Annotated in this window: 15 protein-coding genes and 1 riboswitch; of the genes, 6 read left to right on the top strand and 9 right to left on the bottom strand. The window is 42.0% G+C overall.

Features of this window, described 5'->3' with window-relative positions; all coding sequences use genetic code 11:
• Positions 1–14 precede the first annotated feature (14 nt).
• On the top strand, positions 15–1,553 hold the full coding sequence (locus PG418_RS14890; protein WP_498837625.1) for a serine hydrolase domain-containing protein: 1,539 nt from the start codon (positions 15–17) through the stop codon (positions 1,551–1,553).
• 142 nt (positions 1,554–1,695) lie between these two features.
• Here the strand turns inward: PG418_RS14890 and PG418_RS14885 are convergent, their stop codons facing one another.
• The 5 genes from PG418_RS14885 to PG418_RS14865 all read right to left on the bottom strand — a co-directional run bounded on the left by PG418_RS14885 (position 1,696) and on the right by PG418_RS14865 (position 6,785).
• Positions 1,696–2,631 carry a GTP-binding protein gene (locus PG418_RS14885; RefSeq protein ID WP_195548576.1) on the bottom strand — a complete coding sequence of 312 codons (936 nt, stop codon included), beginning with the start codon at positions 2,629–2,631 and terminating at the stop codon, positions 1,696–1,698.
• A gap of 196 nt (positions 2,632–2,827) precedes the next feature.
• Positions 2,828–2,965 carry a hypothetical protein gene (locus PG418_RS14880; protein ID WP_022219980.1) on the bottom strand — a complete coding sequence of 46 codons (138 nt, stop codon included), beginning with the start codon at positions 2,963–2,965 and terminating at the stop codon, positions 2,828–2,830.
• A gap of 152 nt (positions 2,966–3,117) precedes the next feature.
• Positions 3,118–4,452 (bottom strand): MATE family efflux transporter, encoded by a 1,335-nt coding sequence (locus PG418_RS14875; protein ID WP_227084671.1) that lies wholly within the window; start codon positions 4,450–4,452, stop codon positions 3,118–3,120.
• The gene (locus PG418_RS14870; protein WP_055155481.1) at positions 4,445–4,930 is read right to left on the bottom strand and encodes a MarR family winged helix-turn-helix transcriptional regulator; all 486 of its coding nucleotides are present in this window, start codon (positions 4,928–4,930) and stop codon (positions 4,445–4,447) included. Before PG418_RS14870 ends, PG418_RS14875 begins: the two co-directional genes overlap by 8 nt.
• 160 nt (positions 4,931–5,090) lie before the next feature.
• Positions 5,091–6,785, bottom strand: coding sequence for a carbon starvation CstA family protein (locus tag PG418_RS14865; RefSeq protein ID WP_055260348.1), 1,695 nt, complete (start codon positions 6,783–6,785; stop codon positions 5,091–5,093).
• Positions 6,786–7,143: 358 nt separating this feature from the next.
• Positions 7,144–7,248, top strand: a riboswitch (TPP riboswitch).
• 468 nt (positions 7,249–7,716) lie between these two features.
• On the opposite strand from PG418_RS14865, the gene thiS reads away from it, so the two are divergent.
• The 5 genes from thiS to PG418_RS14840 are packed head-to-tail and all read left to right on the top strand — an operon-like array spanning position 7,717 to position 11,148.
• A complete protein-coding gene (thiS, locus tag PG418_RS14860; protein ID WP_008368609.1) occupies positions 7,717–7,914 on the top strand; it encodes a sulfur carrier protein ThiS in 198 nt (65 codons plus the stop codon).
• A 6-nt stretch (positions 7,915–7,920) separates the two neighbouring features.
• Positions 7,921–8,562, top strand: a complete 642-nt coding sequence (gene thiF / locus PG418_RS14855; RefSeq protein WP_008368611.1) for a sulfur carrier protein ThiS adenylyltransferase ThiF — start codon at positions 7,921–7,923, stop codon at positions 8,560–8,562.
• A 26-nt stretch (positions 8,563–8,588) separates the two neighbouring features.
• On the top strand, positions 8,589–9,365 hold the full coding sequence (locus tag PG418_RS14850) for a thiazole synthase (RefSeq protein ID WP_008368613.1): 777 nt from the start codon (positions 8,589–8,591) through the stop codon (positions 9,363–9,365).
• Positions 9,366–9,377: 12 nt separating this feature from the next.
• Positions 9,378–10,592 carry a 2-iminoacetate synthase ThiH gene (thiH, locus tag PG418_RS14845; protein WP_498837624.1) on the top strand — a complete coding sequence of 405 codons (1,215 nt, stop codon included), beginning with the start codon at positions 9,378–9,380 and terminating at the stop codon, positions 10,590–10,592.
• Positions 10,585–11,148, top strand: coding sequence for a thiamine phosphate synthase (locus PG418_RS14840; RefSeq protein WP_195479118.1), 564 nt, complete (start codon positions 10,585–10,587; stop codon positions 11,146–11,148). Before thiH ends, PG418_RS14840 begins: the two co-directional genes overlap by 8 nt.
• An 80-nt stretch (positions 11,149–11,228) precedes the next feature.
• Here the strand turns inward: PG418_RS14840 and PG418_RS14835 are convergent, their stop codons facing one another.
• The 4 genes from PG418_RS14835 to mgtE form a co-directional block, all read right to left on the bottom strand.
• A complete protein-coding gene (locus PG418_RS14835; RefSeq protein ID WP_195253502.1) occupies positions 11,229–12,158 on the bottom strand; it encodes an ABC transporter ATP-binding protein in 930 nt (309 codons plus the stop codon).
• Complete coding sequence (locus tag PG418_RS14830) at positions 12,130–13,827, bottom strand: ABC transporter permease (protein ID WP_175305835.1); 1,698 nt, start codon at positions 13,825–13,827, stop codon at positions 12,130–12,132. The genes PG418_RS14835 and PG418_RS14830 overlap by 29 nt, the downstream gene beginning before the upstream one ends.
• Positions 13,817–14,890: an ABC transporter substrate-binding protein gene (locus PG418_RS14825; protein WP_055296616.1), complete on the bottom strand. Its 1,074-nt coding sequence runs from the start codon at positions 14,888–14,890 to the stop codon at positions 13,817–13,819. The genes PG418_RS14830 and PG418_RS14825 overlap by 11 nt, the downstream gene beginning before the upstream one ends.
• 251 nt (positions 14,891–15,141) lie before the next feature.
• A complete protein-coding gene (gene mgtE, locus PG418_RS14820) occupies positions 15,142–16,551 on the bottom strand; it encodes a magnesium transporter (RefSeq protein ID WP_211134090.1) in 1,410 nt (469 codons plus the stop codon).
• Positions 16,552–16,728 lie beyond the last annotated feature (177 nt).

Below are 16,728 nucleotides of genomic sequence, written 5' to 3'. Positions count from 1 at the left end.
GGAGTATTTTTGTTATGAATTCAAATATGACAGAACAATTAGATCAGCTTTTCCGTATGTGGGATCGCGGTCTTTGCCCTGGCGCTCAGGTATTGATTCGCCAGCACGGTAAAACTCTTTACGAAAAATGTTTTGGATATGGAAATCTTGAAAATAAATTAAAAATCCATAAAGAAAGTATTTTCCATGTCGCATCGATTTCCAAAGAATTTACTGTTATGTCTATTCTTCTTCTCTGGAAAGAAGGAAAACTTGATTTAGATGACAACATCAGAAAATATTTAGATGAATATATCAACATTGAAACACCGATTACGATCCGCCAGATGATGAATAATGTCAGCGGACTTCGCGACCAATGGGAACTCTTATTTTTACGCGGTATCAAGATCAACGATCAGATTGACATGGATGATATCAATACAACGATATCTCTTCAGAAATCGCTGAACTTTGAACCGCAGTCACAGTATTTATACAGTAACACCGGTTTCCACTTATTGGCACTTATCGTTGAAAAGCTGTCGCAAATGAGCTTCCCACAATTTGTAAAAGAACGTATTTTCACTCCACTCGGAATGACACATTCTTTTGTCCGTGAAAGCTTTACACAGATTGTTCCGGATCTTACTTACTCTTACCAGGACGAAGGTGATGATACATTCTACTACAATCCACTGAACTATGCACTTTACGGACCAACCTCTGTAAATACCTGTGCTTCCGATCTCTGCAAAGTATTAGATGAGTACATTCATCCAAATGTGATCGATCCTGAAATTATCGAGCTTATGAAGAAACCTGTCCTTCTCAGCAATGGCAAAACGGCTGAATACTGCGGCGGACTGATCACCCATAAGCTTCATGGTCTGGATGTATTCGGTCATGGCGGTGCAGATGCTGCATACCGTGGTGAAATTATTTGCATTCCGGAAAAAGAACTGGAGCTTGTACTGATCAGTAACACCACAACTTACGCAATGTCTAAGCTTGCCGATAAAGCCACCTGCATCGTACTCGGATTACCGGATTGTACCGAACCAGCCGTGCCGGAACATGAAAATGCACCTGCTCGCAGCGGTGTATTCCTGACAGCACTTCCGGATGATCCAATGTTTGTTGATATTACAGAGCAAAACGGTACTTTCTATATGCAAAGAGAATGGTGCCGCACAGAACTGGTAAAAGAAGAGGATGGCGGTTATCGCATTGGTTCATTGGATGAAAAGATCTACTTCACAGATAACGGAATCCTTTATCGGCTTCCTGGTCGTGTACTTACATTGACCCCTGCCAAGCCTGCAGATCCGGCACTTTTCCAGGAAGGAACCTATTACAACGATGAAACCGATTCCTTCATGAAATTAGTGAAAGTTGAAAATACCTGCGAAATCCATATGCGTCGTCATGGGAAAACAACACTTTACCAATCAGCATCAGGAAGTATTATCTTCCGAATGGATGCAAATCTTGTAATGTATGTAAAAGCTGAAAATGATACCATCATTATGGATGGCGGTCGTATAAAACATATCATTTACCAAAAACAATAAATTAACAGGACGCATGAAAAAACTTTCGTTTTTTCATGCGTCCTGTTGCTTATGGATACAATAACAGCTGTATTACACAAACAAAACTATTTTCAGCATACTGACCGGATCACATCGCTTTTGATGCGCTCTTTTACACTTTCTAATTCTCCAGATACTTCCGTATACAATCTTCCTTCAACTGCTCCCCAATCACGATCACAACCTCCTGCCCGTCTCCGATCGGCTTCATACTGATCTCATGACCGGTTGCATTCAGCTGCATCCAGCTTCCTGCATCATCTTTCACGAATCCCTTCACCCGGAAAATACCGCCACATTCTGGATCCTGCATCATCTTCGCAACCTGCGTCTTCAATTCATCTGCAGAAATTTTCAATTCCATAAAATACAACGAATCAAAACCTTTTTTCTCATCCAGCTCCATCTTCCGATAATTTTCTGCAACATAACCGCTCTTTAAGATCTTATCAAAATCCTCTTTCGAAAGCTCTGCTCCATCTTTTCTCATGATTTCCCGATCCAGCCTTCGCTTGCACTGAACCTGTTCAAGCGCTCTGTTCAAATGTTCAATTGTATTTTCAATCTGTTCTTTTGTTGCTTCTTCTGCCCTGCTGAGGATGATGCTTCCTGCATTTGCAGCCTCGGACGCAAGCAGATAGTCTGCTTCTTCTGACAATTCCGGCTCCAGTTTTGCGTCAACGATCGTAATCACATTGCCAATCTCATACCACTTATCCAGTGGTTCATCGTGAAGAACGTCAAAAAATTCGTCTACATCATAAATCCCGGATGGCTCAACAATTACTCTGTCATATCCACACATTCCCATTGCGATCAACTTCGTCCGGAAACGCCGCCTGTGCGTCTCTTTGTCGCACCCACCGGAAATCATTTCAAGCTCACAGTTATCTCCCATCAGGTCCCGCAAAAGAAGCATATCTACATTTACCGCACCAAAATCATTCTCAAGGATGCCAATGTTCATTCCTTTATCCAGAAGATATTTTGCATATTTTTTTATAAACGTTGTCTTGCCGGAGCCTAAGAAACCGGTGATTAAATCTATTTTTACCATCGCTAATCTTCCCCTTTGATTTTTTAGTTCTTCAAAAATTTTCTGCTGTAATTTTACTTCCTTCTCTCTACTTTTAAGATAATAGCATATTTTTTTAGTTTCTTAAAGGAACTCAAATAAAGAACTCAAACAGAAACTTAAATTTTGAGTTCCTATTTGAGTTCTTTTCATTTTTTCTAAAAAATCATTTTCCTTTTTACTTTTCTTCTTTCTTTATCCCAGCCTTCTCCAGAATCCCGTTCCACATCTGCTCTCGCTTTTTCTCCCGTTCTGCCTTTCCGTCATTCCACTTCTGTATAAATGCCATCTGTTCCAGATCATCTCGCTCTTCCATAAACAGCCTCTCTTTCTTACATTTATTCAGATGAATTATTTCCTGTACCTGACTATTATATGCGTGTCCGCAATGATTCTTTCCACTTTGCACGTTATATTTATAAGCAAGAAAAAAACAGGCATCACCCCCGACACCTGATTTTCTCTCACTTATTCACTCTTTAATTTTCTCTTCTTTCTTCCCCAGATATACATGGACAGTACAATCGCCACGCAATCCGTAAGTGCCTGTCCGTAAATGACTCCGTTTAATCCGAACACTGCATTCAACAGATACAGTAAGGGAATCAGCAGAAGTCCCTGTCGGAGCACCGACAGAATCGTTGCAGGAAGTGCATCTCCAGTAGACTGCATGCAGTTCATATTTACAAAAAGGATTCCGATAAACGGTCCGGAAACCATATATGCAGCCAGCATTTTCACGCCATAATATATAACGTCTTTATCGTTAATGAACAGGTGGATAATTGGTTCTCGAAAAAAGAAAAATAATGCCGTCGCCAGGATTCCAACGACCAGACAGCATTTTTTCGTAAAACAGTCCACTTCCATAAAACGTTTCTGATTGCCTGCCCCAAAATTGTAACCCATCAGCGGCTGCACGCCGTTTGCAAGTCCCATTTGAAGGAAGGTAATAAACATATTTGCCTTGAATACAATTCCAATCGCCGCCACCGGTGCATTTCCGTACTTGACCAGAATCTGATTCAGCACGATCGTTGATACACTCATCAGTGCTGAAAAAATTGCGGTCGGAAAACCGATCGAACATACCCTTGATAAAACCTGCTCTCCGCATTTGAAATACTTCGGACTGACGGAAAAGCTTTTACTCTTTTTCATGAAATACCAGAGATAATAAATGCTTGCCAGAATATTGCCGATCGTTGTCGCAATCGCAGCCCCTGCCGCCCCCATTCCAAGTCCGCTGATAAATACCGGATCCAGAACAATGTTGGCAACTGTACCGATCATACTTCCGATCATCGCCTCACTGCTTGCACCTTCCGCACGAACGATAAAGCTTGACGCTGCTGACCAGATGATAAATGGTGCACCATAGGAAACGTGAAATGTATAACCTTTTGCCATCTCATAAGTCTGACTGTTCGCACCAAATGTGTAAAGGATCGGTTTCACAAAGAAAATCAGGATCAAAGCAAATAAAATCCCGACGATCAGTGATGCATAGGTTACAAATGCCGATGTATTCTTTACCCGTTTCTCATTTTTTTCTCCCATCGCCATAGATGCAACGGCACTTCCACCCATACCAAACATATTTGCAAATGCCATCAGTAAAATAAATATCGGATTGGTCAGACTGACCGCTGCTACCTGCAGTGGATCCCCAGTCTGTCCAACAAAAAAGGTGTCTGCCATATTGTAGACAACCGTGACCAGACTGCTGATCACGCTTGGTATTGCCATCTTCGCAACGGCTTTTGACACCTTCATACTTCCCATCAGTTCATTTTCATTCATCTGTCCGTCCTCCGTGTTGTTTTTTTCTGCCTGCGTTTTTCTTTACCGTATTCGCAGGAAAAGTATCCAGATTCTGCAACATTTTCTCTGCGATCCGCAGAAATTCCTGCCGTTCTTCTTTTGTCACTCCCTGCAGCAAAATCGTTTCCGACTCTTCGATCTCACTCTTAAGCACAGCTTCTATCTGCTCTGCTTTTTCAGTAAATACGATTTTCTTATATCTTCCATCATTTGGATCAGTCTCTCTTTTTATCAGTCCATTTTTCTCCAAAGATTTCAGTGTCTCTGTTGCCGTGGAAGGACGAAGTCCGAATTCCTGTTCAATATCCTTCTGATAGACAGATCTGTTCTGAGATTCTACTAAAATATAATTTAAAATATTCCCCTGTGCACCGCTGATCCCGATTGTTTCCTGGATTGCCCTGGACCGTCTACGGAGACGGTTGGAAATCTGATTGATCTTCTTTCCTGTCTGCATGATAACCTCCCTTGCACTTATGATATTTTACTTTATCATTTTTTGCATTAAATACTTCGTTTCCTAAGTATTTTAGGGCAGATTTTAAAAAAAGTCAATCAAAAAAAGAGACAGCCCATCATTTTGACAAGCCATCCCTTTTCGTCATATTTTATAAATCCTACGCTTCAGACTCTTTCTTAGCTCCAAAGTAAGCCTTCAGAGAATTGATCACAATAACAAGTCCGAGTGCCATCAGCAGAACTGCGATGATCAGCTGAAGTCCTTCTACAAGGAATACTGCTGAGCCGGCCTGGTAAGCTTTTACAAGACCGATTGTTCTTTCTACCAGTGCGGTTCCTGTTACGCAAAGCATGATAATAAGCGGTGGGAAAAGCATTTTGTTGCTTCTTCCTGTCACTTTCAGGAATACGCAAAGTGTTACAAGTACCAGAGCGGAAAGCAGCTGGTTGGCTGATCCGAACAATGGCCAGATATTTGCATATCCAATTCGTGTCAGAACATAGGCACATACAAGTGTAAGGATTGTTGAGAAGTAGGTATTGCAAAGGAATTTTCTCCATCCTTCTGCATGTTCCATATCATCTACACTGAAGAGTTCCTGGAAACTCATACGTCCGATACGTGCTACTGCATCCAGACTGGTGAGTGCAAGTGCAGATACGCACATGGTCATGAAGCACTGTGCTACATAAACCGGAACTCCGAACATTTCAAAGAATCCTGCAACACCGCTTGAGAATACCTGGAATGGTGTTCCTGCTGCCGGTGTTCCGTCTGCTGCTGCAGCTGCACCAGCTACACAAAGTGCGAGGACTGCAAGAAGACTTTCCAGAACCATGGCTCCATATCCAACCTTCAGCATATCTTTTTCATTGGATACTGTCTTTGAGGAAGTACCGGATGAAACCAGGCTGTGGAATCCGGAAACGGCACCACAAGCTACCGTAACGAACAGGATTGGGAACATATCTCCTAATGTGTCGTTGTGGAATCCTGTAAATACAGGAAGGTTCATTGTCGGATGTGCAACTAAAAGTCCAAGTGCTGCTCCGGCGATCATTCCGATGAACATATAAGTCGTCATTGCATCACGAGGCTGTTTTAAAAGCCACATCGGAAGTACTGCTGCAAAGAAGATATATACAAATGTGATATAAGTCCAAGTATCTTTACCTGCTGTGATCGGTGCAAGCATACCAAGAGCAAGCGCTGCTACTGTAAGTACAAGGCCAAGAACTGTTTCTTTCCATCCGCGGAACTGGAATTTTTTCTGCACCAGACCAAATACCATTGCAAATGCAATGAATAAAAGGGAAATAGTTCCTGCAGCTCCGTTTGTCTTTGCTGCATCTGCAAGTTTTAAAGCTCCGTCGACTTCTGTATACGCATTGAATGTACCTGCAACCATATCTGCAAATGCTGCGATAACAAGAAGTGTGAACAGCCAACAGAACAACAAGAATAATTTTCTACCGAATTTACCAATGTATTTCTCGATCAGAAGTCCCATAGACTTTCCGTCATTTTTTACACTCGCATATAAAGCTCCGAAATCTGTTACCGCACCGAAGAAAATGCCTCCGATCAGTACCCACAGTAAAACAGGAAGCCATCCAAATACAGCTGCCTGAATGGCGCCGGTAACAGGACCTGCACCTGCGATTGACGAAAACTGATGACTGAATACTGTCCAGCCGTCTGTCGGAACGTAATCCTTTCCATCTGCGAATTTCTTTGCTGGTGTCTCTGCCTTTGGATCGATTCCCCATTTGTTAGCAAGCCAGCGTCCGTAGAATACATATGCACAGCAAAGTAAAACGGCTGCGATCAGTACAATAACTAATGTATTCATACTTATCCCTCTCTTTCTCTCTTCCAGTAAAAATTGTTTTATATAGTATTTTAATTTGATAAGCTTTTATCAAATTGCCATAGTGGTGTTTTACCCCTTTAAAGGGCGTTTGTCAATGGATTTTCGGCATTTTCGGCACGTTCACATGATTTTTTAGAGTATGCTCTGTTTTTTTGTGCATTTTTCCATACTCCGCGTTACAAAAACATATGACCGCTTCGCGAAAGCATTCCTGTAATATACAATTTGTCCGTGATACCTGCATCTGACTCCAGAATATGAGACTCCAGAATATGACCGGATATATTTTTATATTGATATTGACATTTTTTCTCAACCGAACTATACTGAATTTTGTAAATGAAACGGGGAGCTTGTTTGACAGGCTGAGAGGAAGTTCAGAACTTCGACCCATATACCTGATTTGGATAATGCCAACGTAGGAACGTATATTTTGATGATAACGGGAGATACATTGGTATCTCTCTTTTTTTGATATACGGCGTCAAATACCATCAGCATACTCTGATGATATTTGAGAAACAGGATTTCTTATAATAATATGAAATGATACCAGGGTCAAAAGGTCAGAAAGCTGATGCAAGCTTGCTTGCAAGAGGATTTTTGACCTCTTGACCCGCCAAAAACATGAGTAAGTAGCCATTTTTCAAAGAAAAATGAGCGGATTACGAATGTTTTTGAGGATTGCGAGAGTGCAAAGCACGTAGCAATCTGGTATCAAAGGGGTCAAAATACCTTTTGACCCCAACATCATGAAATTCCACATTCAACCAGGGTTTACACGAAAATGAATAAGGTAAAGTTGAGATTGGGCGAGAGTTCATGAAGGGGTACACCACCACGGGTGTAATTCTTTGTGTACTCTTTTTTCATTTTTAAGAACTTTTCCGTTTTGAAAGGAGGTTTTCCCATGATTACAGTTAATGGTAAAGAAGTTACTCTGACCGGACCGCTCAGTGTTGCGGATTATCTGGAACAAAACAATTATCAGATCAAACGGATCGCCGTTGAAATGAATGGTGATATTTTACCAAAATACAGCTATTCTGACACCATGCTCAAAGACGGGGACCGTCTGGAGGTTGTAAGTTTTGTAGGAGGAGGCTAAGAAATCATGTATCATACACTTACAAAAGAAGAAATCTACACCGCCCTTGACGAGCGACATTCACCGGAGACGCAGAAGCTTCTCTCGGCAGGAAATGTAGCGATCGCAGGGCTTGGCGGTCTTGGCTCTAATGTTGCTTATGCGCTTGCACGGATTGGTGTCGGTCATCTTCACCTGATTGATTTTGACGTAGTTGACATTACCAATCTGAACCGCCAGCAATATTTCATGGAGCATATCGGAATGTACAAGACCGATGCCCTGAAATCCCTGCTTCTGAAGATCAATCCGTATCTGGATATCCGCACAGACTGTGTAAAAGTTACGGACGATAATCTGCAGGAATTATTTGCAGATGCCACAATTGTCTGCGAAGCGTTTGATAATCCTGAAGCCAAAGCAATGCTGGTCAATGGAATTCTGGAACATTTCCCAGAGAAAAAACTCGTATCCGCAACCGGAATGGCTGGCTATGGAAGCAGCAATACCATTATCACAAAACGGATCATGAAAAACTTTTATCTGTGTGGTGATGGCGTAACAGCACCAACTTACGGTCATGGACTGATGGCGCCGCGTGTTGCCATCTGTGCCGCACATGAAGCCAACATGATCACGCGGCTGATCCTCGGTGAAGAAGAAATTTAAAAATATAAGAAAGAAGGAACTTTATTATGAGTACAAATGAAGATAAATTTATCCTGGGAGGTCATGAATTCACTTCCCGTTTTATTCTCGGATCCGGTAAATTTTCTCTGGATCTTGTAAAAGCCTGTATCGAAAAAGCAGAAGCTCAGATCATCACACTTGCCCTGCGTCGCGCAAATGAAGGCGGTCTTGCAAATATCCTGGACTATATTCCGGACAATGTAACCCTGCTTCCAAATACATCCGGTGCACGTAATGCTGAGGAGGCAGTCCGTATCGCCAGACTTTCCCGTGAAGTCGGATGCGGCGACTTTGTAAAGATCGAAGTCGTTCATGATTCCAAATACCTGCTTCCGGACAACTACGAAACCATCAAAGCAACAGAAATCCTTGCAAAAGAAGGCTTTGTTGTCATGCCGTATATGTACCCGGATCTGAATGCTGCAAGAGCACTTGCTGATGCCGGAGCTGCCTGCATTATGCCGCTCGGCTCTCCAATCGGTTCCAACAAAGGGCTCAGCACAAAGGATTTCATCCAGATCCTGATTGATGAGATCGATCTGCCGATCATCGTTGATGCCGGAATCGGTCGCCCTTCCCAGGCTTGTGAAGCCATGGAAATGGGTGCTTCCGCTGTCATGGCAAATACTGCTATCGCAACTGCAGGAAATGTTCCTGCCATGGCAGAAGCTTTCAAAAAAGCCATTGAAGCCGGACGCAGTGCTTATCTTTCCGGACTGGGACGCACCATCGAAAGAGGCGCAAGCGCATCCTCACCTCTGACAGGATTCTTAGAGAATTAGGAGGCAGTCAAAATGGAAAATTCACATATCAACGAAAGTATTTTAAGTGAGGAAATTCTGGAGGACCAGAAAAAGAACCGGATCGATCATATGACCTATCTTCCGGATATGGAGGACATTGGTTCTGACGTGATGGATCAGGTAGTGAGCGCCATGAATGCTTATGATTATGACAAATATACGGAAGCAGATGTAAAGCGTGCTATTGCACACGACATCCGTACACCGGAAGATTTTGCTGCTCTTCTTTCTCCTGCTGCTCTTCCGCTTCTGGAGGAAATTGCACAGGCTGCCCAGGAAGAGACACGAAAACATTTCGGAAACAGCGTCTACATGTTTACTCCGATCTACATTGCAAACTACTGCGAAAACTATTGTATTTACTGTGGTTTCAACTGCCACAACAAGATCAACCGTGCACAGTTAAATGAGGAAGAAATTGAAAAAGAAATGGCAGCCATCGCCAAAACAGGTCTTCAGGAGATCCTGATCCTGACCGGTGAAAGCCGCAGCAAATCCACGGTGGAATATATCGGAAATGCCTGCAAGATCGCGCGCAAATATTTTAAAGTTATCGGACTGGAAATTTATCCGGTTAACTCAGATGAGTATGCATATCTCCACGAATGCGGTGCAGACTATGTAACCGTTTTTCAGGAAACTTACAATTCCGACAAATACGAAACCCTGCATCTTGCCGGGCATAAGAGGATCTTCCCTTATCGTGTAAATGCACAGGAACGTGCACTGATGGGCGGAATGCGTGGTGTCGGCTTTGGTGCCCTGCTTGGCCTGGATGATTTCAGAAAAGATGCTTTTGCAACCGGATACCATGCTTATCTTCTCCAGAGAAAATACCCGCATGCTGAGATCGCGTTCTCCTGTCCGAGGCTGTGCCCGATCATCAACAATGACCGGATCAATCCGATGGATGTCCATGAGCCACAGCTTCTCCAGGTAGTCTGTGCTTACCGTCTGTTCATGCCATTTGCAAGCATTACGGTATCTACCAGAGAATGTGCTCGTGTAAGAGACAATCTGACACAGATTGCTGCAACCAAGATTTCTGCCGGAGTCAGCACCGGAATCGGAAGCCATGTGGATGATATTGAGGATAAGGGAGATGACCAGTTCGAGATTTCTGACGGACGTTCCGTAGATGAGGTTTATCAGGCACTTCTTTCCAACAATATGCAGCCGGTTATGAGTGATTATATCTATGTATAGAGATCTTATTGCCGTAACAAACCGCCATCTCTGTTCCCGTCCTTTTACAGAACAGATCACCCGTGTCTGCAAGCTGCATCCGAAAGCTCTGATCCTGCGTGAAAAAGATCTGCCGGAAGAGGAATATTTTTCTCTTGCCCGGCAGGTGAAGGAAATCTGTGAACAGTTTAAAGTTCCGTTTATTCCGCATTTTTATCCAGCCGTTGCGAGAGAACTCGGCTGCGACAGGCTACATTTACCACTTCCACTTTTGCTTGAAAATCCGAAAGTGGTTTCCGATTTTCATACAGTTGGAACTTCCATCCATTCTGTTTCTGAAGCAGTCGAAGCGGAAAAGCTGGGAACTTCCTATCTCACAGCAGGACATATTTATGTTACCGACTGCAAGAAAGGGCTCCCGCCACGGGGACTTCCATTTCTGCAGAATGTATGCCAAGCTGTGCAGATTCCGGTTTATGGCATTGGCGGAATCAAAATTGATGAAACACAACTGCACGAACTGAAAAATGCCGGTGCTGCAGGAGGTTGTGTGATGTCAGGGATGATGCACGTCTGACCGGTCATTCCTCAAAATAAAAAAGGCACTATGCAGGGTAGCATATCAAACTGATATTGTCACCTTGCACAGTGTCTTTTTTATTTCACCCGAAGTTGCACTTCTTTGCCTTCTTCTACTTTTATATTTCTGTCTGTCCGTACAATAATATGTTCATGATTCATTGTTTCAACATAATACTGTCTGTAAAACCCAAGAAATTCTTCCTGTCTTACAATTCCTTTCACAGAACCTTCTGCTGCAAATTCCAGTTCCTCCGGTCTGCAGCATATTGTATTTCCATGGATATCAGTAAAACGGTTGGATATTCCAAGGAAATCTCTTGCAAAATCATTCTGTGGATGCAGATACACCTCTTCCGGCTTTCCAATCTGAACCAACTTTCCCTGATCCATAATAGCGATCTGATCTCCAAGTACCATTGCCTCTTCCTGGTCATGCGTTACAAAAACCATTGTAATTTCATATTTCTTCTGGATTTCACGGATTTCTTCTCTCATTTTTACCCGGAGTTTCGCATCCAGATTACTAAGAGGTTCATCCAGAAGAAGCACCTTCGGTTTTGTGATCAGAGATCTGACCAGTGCTACTCTCTGCTGCTGTCCTCCGGAAATTTCCCCGATCGATGCCCCGGCATATTCTTCCATATCTACGATTTTCAGATATTCCATACCCATTTCTCTGGCTTCTTTTTTTCGGATGCCACGGAACTTCAGACCATAGATCACATTTTCCAGAACACTCATATGTGGAAATAATGCATAAGACTGAAAAACAGTCGATACCGGACGCTTCTCCGGAGCCAGTGTGGTGATATCCTGGCCATCAACCAGGATCTGCCCTTTATCTGTTTTTAAAAATCCACTTATCATTTTGAGTGTTGTCGTTTTTCCACAGCCGGATGCTCCCAGAAGACACAACAGTTCTCCCTTTGGAAGGGAGAGTGATAAATCTTTTACTACTTCTTTTTCACCAAAACTTTTACTTATGTTTTTCAGTTCTAAATACACGTTTCTTTTTCCCTTTCCATGCAACAATTATCGAAAACAGCACATTTACTGAAATTGTGATCACAATAATAAATGTCGCAATCATAGATGCTTCTCCATACCGACCTGTGTTAATGCAATCAAATAATGTAAATACTGCAATCTTCTGTCCCGGTGTCACCAGGAAAATAACTGCTCCTGCTGTAACCATCGCACTTGTAAAATTATTGATAAATCCCGTTGCAAATGCCTGCTTTACATTCGGAAGAATGACATCTTTCATTACCAGAAATTTATTCGCTCCAAGATCCCGCGCTGCTGCATCAAGCTCTGTACTGATCTGCAAAAGGGAGGATGCCGAAGCCTTCGTTGTGATTGACATCTGTTTATAGATCATATTCAAGATAACAATGACCGCTGTTCCGGTAAGTTTTAACGGTTCATGATTAAATGCCAGAATATATCCGATTCCAAAACAACTTCCTGGAAGCATATACGGAAGTGTAATAATAAAGTCCAGTACTCCGCCAAATTTTATCTTTCGTCTTTCAATATAATACGAAAGTAAAATACCGATCAGACTGCCGACTATTGCTACAATAAGCGCATATTCCACACTTCGGATAAATGTATCCATATTCCGTTCCAGAAGTGCGTCCAGATACATCGTTGTAAATGTGATTTTCCCACGTAAATTTCTACTGAAACTGTTTAGAAAAATGGATCCGTATTCAAGCGCCATCATTACAAAAAAGATACCTGCGCCCAGCCATACAATCACTGCTGACAGCCCACGAACCCGGAATGTATCTCCCGCTTCTACCGTCTTATTACTGTTTCCGCTGATGACTTTTTCATTTTTCTGCATTAGATAGCGGTACAGGATAAAAACAAGAATCGTCGGGATCAGAAGCAGTACATTAAGTGCCGCACTCTTATCCAGTCTGGAATATCCGATCACCTGCATATAAATCTCTGTAGAAACCGTTTCAAAACGTCCTCCGATTACCACCGGCGTACCAAAATCCGCAATCGATCGAATAAAGGAAAGTAAAAAACAACTGAGTAAAACCGGCCTTAGCAAAGGAACAATGATTCTCCACAAGGTATATCCCGACGGAGCTCCCAGATCAGAGGAGGCTCTTACAAGCGACATATCCGTTTTTTGCAGCATTCCGATGATCATCAGTGCATTCAGCGATGAAAAAAATAACGTCTGCATAACGACAACACCGACCCATCCGTATGGATTGACGGAAAGCCCAAGAATTCCTTTTGTGATCAGGCCATTTCTTCCGAATAGCTGGATATAAGCAAGTGAAGCTATAAAAGGCGGTGAAACCATACTGATCAGCAAAATACATTCCAGAAATTTCCCCAGTTTTTTTCCTGCTGTCCATACGCAGATTGCCACAAAAAGTCCGGAAATTGTAGAGAAAAATGCCGATAACACACCTACAAATACACTGTTTTTTACAAGCAGCAGATTGTTGCTGAAAATACTTTTATATACCTCTGTTGAGAATCCATTTTCTCCAATAAAGCTCTGCCTTATCATACAAAGTAGCGGATATAAAATAAAAAGCAGAACTCCCGCCACCATTACCGCTAATATAAAATAATCTAAAATATTATAAAAATGGGCATCATAAAATGATGCCCGTTTTTCTCTAGGTTTTCTATTCTTCACCTTTATCTCCCATCAAAGTATTCCACTTATCAAGAATTGTAGTTCTTTCTGCTCCAAAAAGTGAAAGATCTTCTTTCATCAGTTTGCTCTGGTCAAAATCGAGTTCAAGTCCTTCTATACTTGGTTTTACTAATAAACAAGTATTTTTATGATCGATTTCTGCAAGCATCTTCATATTTTCATCATCTGAGAAGAACCATTTGATAAATGCTTTTGCTGCTTCTGTGTTTTCTGCATTTGCAAATGCTGCAACACCTTCCGGAACATATGGCATTCCATCTGTCGGATATACAACTTCAACATCTGCCTGTTCTTTCAGTTCATCTAAAGTTCCATCAATATAAGTAATACCGATTCCAACTTCACCGGCTGCAGTCTTAGTGCTCGGATCAGAACCACGTTTTGAGTAATAATCTACATTCTTATTCAGATCTTCAAAGTATTTCCAGCCTTCTTCTTCTCCCTTTGTCTGAAGAAGTGCATTTACTACTGCGTAGTTTGTTCCTGAAATAGCCGGATTAGACATCAGAACTTCACCCTGATATTCTTCTTTTGTAAGATCATCCCAGGACTTTGGAGCTTCAAGTCCTTTCTCTTTTAAGATATCATTGTTAACAATAAATCCTACAACTGTAACACCTTTAGAGAACCAGTAATTATCACTGTCCTTATATTCCGGTGCAAGATCATCTGCTGCATCAAAATCTACCTTTTCAAGAAGGTTATTATCTTTTGCATCCATAAATGCATCGATTCCGCCCCCGAACCACAGATCAGCTGCCGGTGTTCCACCTTCTGCTTTGAGCTTTGACAATACTTCTCCAGAAGACATGGAAATAAATTCTACCTTCGGTCCTACTTCTTCTGTAAACTTATCAAACAATGGCTGATAAGCATCACCTGTTGTAACAACCTTCAGAGTTCCTTCCAGTTTCTTTGTCTCTTTGTCGTCTTTCTTGGTTTCTTCTTTTTTTGTAGTCTCTTCCTTTTTATCTGAGCTTCCACAGGCTACCATACCTGCTGCCATTGATACTGCAAGGAGAAGAGCTGCAAATTTTTTCATTTTTTTCATAATGTTCCTCCCTTTAACATATCTCTGATATTATTCCGATATGCTTTTTACATTCTAGCACCAGATATTTTAATTTTCAAATTGTTTTTCTCTATAGATAATCATTCCTATAGTTTCTATCTATTTATTTTATTTTTATTTTCTATAAAAGAAATGCATGTGGGATACTGTACTGTCTTTACCGTTTTATTCAGTAAAAGCATTTATATCCTACACGCACTTCGTTTTACTCTCTTTTATAATTATCCCGCCAGATGAAGCACTCCGATCAGAAGAATACCACACAGTCCATAGTAAGCTACAACCGCAACAAGATCGTTGATGGTCGTAATAAGTGGTCCGGATGCTACCGCCGGGTCGATATTGATCTTCTTGAAGAACAGAGGAATCAGTGTACCCACCGCACCGGAAATTACCATTGCCACCATCAGAGACAGACCGATACAGCCGGATACCGCATACGCAAATGTCCAGGTCTTTCCTTTGAAAAGTGCAATATAAAGTCCTAATACGAGGAATGACAAAATTCCAAGAATCGCACCATTTGAAAATGCGATCCGCATCTCTTTGAATACCAGTTCTACTTTCTGCTTTCCTGTCAGTGATTCATCCATCAGAACACGAATCGTTACCGCCAGTGACTGGGTACCGACGTTACCTGCCATGTCCAGGATCAGTGACTGGAAACACATAATGATCGTCAGCTGGCTTACTACCTGCTCAAATACACCTACAACAGAAGATACAACTGTTCCTAGTGCCAGCAGAACAAGCAGCCAAGGGAGACGTTTTTTCATGCTCTCTTTGAGTGGCTCTTTCAAATCTTCTTCTGCAGTCAGACCAGCGAACATCGCATAATCTTCACCCATCTCATCATCGACCAAATCTACAATGCTCTGGGATGTGATAACACCGAGAAGTTTATTATCGTTATCCAGGATCGGAATAGAATTTTCCGAATAATCTTTCAATTTTTCGATACAGTCATCAATCAGCTCATGACCGTATACATATGGATATGATGTCACGATCAGATCCTCAAGACGTGTATCCTGTCTTGCCGTGATCAGATCCTTCAGATCCATCGCACCGTAGAAGGTGTGATCCGCTGTCACCATAAAAATTGTAGAAATATTGTCATTTTTTGCTGCCTGACCGACAAGTTCGGTCATCGCCTGCTTTACAGTAAGATTCTCTCTGATCTCAATGTAATTCGTGGTCATTCTTGAACCGATCTCTTCATCATCGAATGCAGCAATAACTGCCATATCCTTTCTAGCTTCATCATCCATCAGCTCTAGCAAAAGAGCTCTCTTTTCTTTTGGAATCATCCGCAGTACATCTACAACCGCATCTGTTTCCATTCTGGAAAGAATTGCTGCTGCTTTCCGCACATCCATCTCATCCAGATATTCAGCAGCCTGCTTTTCATCGATATACTCGAAGATATCCGCAAGCATGTCCAGATTCAGAATCCGGCACAATTTCCGCCGCTCTGCAACGGAGAGATCCGGGAATACATCTGCAAGGTCATTCTCATGGTAGTCTTCCAGTTTATTTCTCATAATTCCCGGAGAGGCATTGCTTCTTACAATGCCCAGGATCTCAGCTCTGTAGTCCTGGTAGTCCTGATAATCCTGTGTATTTTCCATAACTTTCGCCCTCCTTATCCTTTTTCCAGCACAAAAACATGCAGAATCAAAGTCTAAAATTCTCCACATTTCTGTCTTTCATCCAATATTCAATTATGAATGTCAATACGGGAAAACAGGATAAGAAATGCTATACGAACAAACAGAATGAACTGCTGCCATTTTCCCATCCTGCGT

The organism is Bariatricus sp. TF06-38A, from assembly GCF_027690675.1.
Taxonomy (GTDB): Bacteria; Bacillota; Clostridia; order Lachnospirales; family Lachnospiraceae; genus Allocoprococcus; species Allocoprococcus comes.
Note: the sequence above shows the minus strand (reverse complement) of the source record. Positions and strands in the feature narration are given on the sequence as shown.

Bases quoted from the DNA above. Each gene is read 5' to 3' on its own strand.
- PG418_RS14885 (WP_195548576.1), bottom strand. From the start codon at position 2,631: ATGGTAAAAATAGATTTAATCACCGGTTTCTTAGGCTCCGGCAAGACA.
- PG418_RS14825 (WP_055296616.1), bottom strand. From the start codon at position 14,890: ATGAAAAAATTTGCAGCTCTTCTCCTTGCAGTATCAATGGCAGCAGGT.
- mgtE (WP_211134090.1), bottom strand. From the start codon at position 16,551: ATGGAAAATACACAGGATTATCAGGACTACCAGGACTACAGAGCTGAG.
- PG418_RS14865 (WP_055260348.1), bottom strand. From the start codon at position 6,785: ATGAATACATTAGTTATTGTACTGATCGCAGCCGTTTTACTTTGCTGT.
- thiS (WP_008368609.1), top strand. From the start codon at position 7,717: ATGATTACAGTTAATGGTAAAGAAGTTACTCTGACCGGACCGCTCAGT.
- PG418_RS14880 (WP_022219980.1), bottom strand. From the start codon at position 2,965: ATGGAAGAGCGAGATGATCTGGAACAGATGGCATTTATACAGAAGTGG.
- PG418_RS14875 (WP_227084671.1), bottom strand. From the start codon at position 4,452: ATGAATGAAAATGAACTGATGGGAAGTATGAAGGTGTCAAAAGCCGTT.
- PG418_RS14840 (WP_195479118.1), top strand. From the start codon at position 10,585: ATGTATAGAGATCTTATTGCCGTAACAAACCGCCATCTCTGTTCCCGT.
- PG418_RS14870 (WP_055155481.1), bottom strand. From the start codon at position 4,930: ATGCAGACAGGAAAGAAGATCAATCAGATTTCCAACCGTCTCCGTAGA.
- PG418_RS14890 (WP_498837625.1), top strand. From the start codon at position 15: ATGAATTCAAATATGACAGAACAATTAGATCAGCTTTTCCGTATGTGG.
- PG418_RS14850 (WP_008368613.1), top strand. From the start codon at position 8,589: ATGAGTACAAATGAAGATAAATTTATCCTGGGAGGTCATGAATTCACT.
- thiH (WP_498837624.1), top strand. From the start codon at position 9,378: ATGGAAAATTCACATATCAACGAAAGTATTTTAAGTGAGGAAATTCTG.
- thiF (WP_008368611.1), top strand. From the start codon at position 7,921: ATGTATCATACACTTACAAAAGAAGAAATCTACACCGCCCTTGACGAG.